This window comes from Variovorax sp. KBW07, assembly GCF_003852515.1.
In the GTDB taxonomy this organism is placed as follows: Bacteria; Pseudomonadota; Gammaproteobacteria; order Burkholderiales; family Burkholderiaceae_C; genus Variovorax.
In genome coordinates this window covers 134493-137329 of record NZ_QAJK01000044.1, presented here as the reverse complement: position 1 = coordinate 137329, position 2837 = coordinate 134493, and the positions used below count along the sequence as shown (strand labels likewise).

The window sequence follows — 2837 nt, the reverse complement described above, 5'->3', positions numbered from 1 at the left end:
TCGCCCTTGAGCAGCTCGGGGGCGTAGCTTGCGTACTCGACGTTCTCGATGCCGCGCTGCAGCTCGCCGTGCGCGTCCGACAGCACCTTGCCGTGCTCGGCCGTGATGAGCGCGGCGATGCGGTCGGCATTGGCTTCGAGCAGGGTCTTGAGCTTGCTCATGACCCGCGCGCGCTTCAGCGGCGGCGTGTTGCGCCAGGCCGGAAAGGCCGCCTGCGCCGAGGTGATGGCCTGCTCGACCGTGAGCTTGTCGGCCAGCGCGACGCTCTTGTCCGAGAAGCCCGTGGCCGGGTCGAACACCGGCTGCACGCGGGTGCCGCCGCCGACGTGCTGGCCGTCGATGAAGTGGCCGATGGTGGCCGTGACGTTCTTGTCGTGTTGCATGGTGGGTGCTCGCGGCCGGTCAGTTGGTTTCAGCCAGGGCGTCGGCCAGCGCGTTGACCATGCGATCGATCTCGGCCTTCTCGGCGATGAAGGGCGGCGCGAGCTGGATGGTGTCGCCGCCGTAGCGCACGTAGAAGCCCTTCTTCCAGCAGTTCATCGCGATCTCGTACGGGCGGCGTGCCGGCTCGCCGGGCAGCGCGGCAATCGTCAGGCCGGCGGCCAGGCCGAAGTTGCGGATGTCGGTCACGTGCTTGCTGCCCTTCAGGCTGTGCACTGCGTTCTCGAAGTGCGGGGCCAGCGTTTGCACGCGGCCGATCATGTCTTCCTTCTGCAGCACGTCGAGCGCGGCCACGCCGGCGGCGCAGGCCACGGGGTGCGCGCCGTAGGTGTAGCCGTGCGGGAACTCGAGCATGTAGTCGGGGCCGCCTGCCGCCATGAAGGTGTCGTAGATATCTTTGCTGGCAACCACCGCGCCCAGCGGCTGCGCGCCGTTGGTGACCTGCTTGGCGATGTTCATGATGTCGGGCGTCACGCCGAAGGCCTCAGCACCCGTGAGCGCGCCGCAGCGGCCGAAACCGGTGATCACTTCATCAAAAATCAGCAGGATGTTGTTGGCGGTGCAGATGTCGCGCAGGCGCTTCAGGTAGNNTTGGGCGGAATCACCACGCCGGCCGAACCGGCAAAGGGCTCGACGATCACGGCCGCGATGTTCGATGCGTCGTGCAGCGCGATCAGGTCGAGCAGGCGGTCGGCCAGCTCGGCGCCGTTCTCCGACATGCCGCGCGTGAAGGCGTTGGCGGCAATTTGCGTGTGCGGCAGGTGGTCGGCTTCCACACCTTGGCCGAACAGCTTGCGGTTGGCCGCAATGCCGCCGACCGAGATGCCGNNGTAGCCCTTCTCGCGGCCGATCAGGCGCGTCTTGCTGGCCAGGCCCTTGGTGCGCCAGTAGGCGCGCGCCATCTTCAGCGAGGTGTCGGCGGCTTCGGAGCCCGAGCCGGTGAAGAACACGTAGTCCAGGCCCGCGGGCGTCAATTCCTTGATCTTGTTGGCCAGCTCGAACGAGAGCGGGTGGCCGAACTGGAAGGCGGGCGAATAGTCGAGCTTGGCGATCTGGCGGCTCACGGCTTCGGTGATTTCGGGGCGGCCATGGCCCAGGCCCGAGCACCACAGGCCCGAGAGGCCGTCGAAGATCTTGCGGCCGTCGCTGTCGGTGAAGTAGGCGCCCTTGGCCTCCACGATGATCCGCGGATCGGCCTTGAAGTTGCGGTTGCCGGTGTAGGGCATCCAGTGCGCGTCGAGCCAGGCGGCGTCGGTGCGAAGGGCGGGCGTCGGTTCGATGGCGGGTGCTGCAAGGGTCATGGCGCTTCCCGCGCAAGGCGGGCTCCGGGGGGTGATGGGATGTGCCCGATTGTTGGCAGAGCCTTCAGTGTGGAGAATGGCGCAATATCAATGTTCACTTGACGATTCATGCAAGTAAAGGCCGAAGCCGAAAACACCGCCCTGGGCACCCGCAACCGCGCCGTGCTGGGGCAGCTCAGCGACATGGACCTGCGCCTGCTGAAGGTGTTCAAGAGCGTGGTCGACTGCGGCGGCATGGCGGCCGCCGAGCTGGAGCTGAACATCGGCACCAGCACGGTGAGCCGCCACGTGAAAGACCTGGAAACCCGGCTCGGCCTGGTGCTGTGCCGGCGCGGGCGGGCGGGCTTCGCGCTCACGGCAGAGGGGCAGCGGGTGTACGACGAGACCCTGCGCCTGCTGGCCTCGGTCGATGCGTTTCGCGGGAGCATCGACGACATCCACAACCGCATGGGCGGCCAGCTGGAGGTGGCGCTGTTCGACAAGACCGCGACCAACCCGAAGGCGCGCATCGGCGAGGCGATTGCGCGTTTCACGGAGATGGCGCCGGAGGTGAACCTGGCGGTGCACGTGGGCTCGATCAACGCGATAGAGCAGGGCGTGCTGGAGGGCAATTTCCAGATCGGCATCATCCCGGCGCACCGTGCCTCGAAGAGCCTGGTGTACGCGGACCTGTTCGACGAGACGATGCTGTTGTATTGCGGCAAGGGGCATCCGCTGTTCGACAGTCCGCACGCGAAGCTGACGTGGTCGAAGCTGGGCGAGCACCATTTCGCGGGGCTGGGGTATCACTCGCCGAACATGGAACTGAGCCATCGGGCGCGGTTGTCGCGCAAGGCAACGGGGTTCGACCAGGAGGCGATTGCAACGCTGATCCTGTCGGGGCGGTTCCTGGGGTTTCTGCCCGACCATTACGCGCAGGTGTTCGAGCAACGCGGGCTGATGAAGGCGGTGCTGCCGGCGCGCTTCAACTACGCATGCCGGTTTGTGAGCCTGCTGCGGCGGTCGCCGAAGCCTTCACGGGCTGTGTTGGCGTTTCAGGCTTGTCTTGAGGCTGCGCATGCTTGACTTGCGCTGTGCTGTTCAGGGCGACGCTCA

General features: G+C 66.6%; 2 protein-coding genes and 1 pseudogene. 1 reads left to right on the top strand and 2 read right to left on the bottom strand.

The window, feature by feature from the left end:
- Both DBV14_RS09965 and DBV14_RS09960 read right to left on the bottom strand, forming a co-directional pair.
- A partial coding sequence (locus DBV14_RS09965) for an aldehyde dehydrogenase family protein (RefSeq protein WP_124459024.1) occupies nt 1–383 on the bottom strand: 383 nt, incomplete at its 3' end.
- A 19-nt stretch (nt 384–402) separates the two neighbouring features.
- Nucleotides 403–1742, bottom strand: a pseudogene (locus DBV14_RS09960) (aspartate aminotransferase family protein).
- A 108-nt stretch (nt 1743–1850) separates the two neighbouring features.
- Between DBV14_RS09960 and DBV14_RS09955 the strand changes: the two are divergent.
- Nucleotides 1851–2807, top strand: a complete 957-nt coding sequence (locus tag DBV14_RS09955) for a LysR family transcriptional regulator (RefSeq protein WP_124459023.1) — start codon at nt 1851–1853, stop codon at nt 2805–2807.
- The last annotated feature ends 30 nt before the right edge of the window (nt 2808–2837 follow it).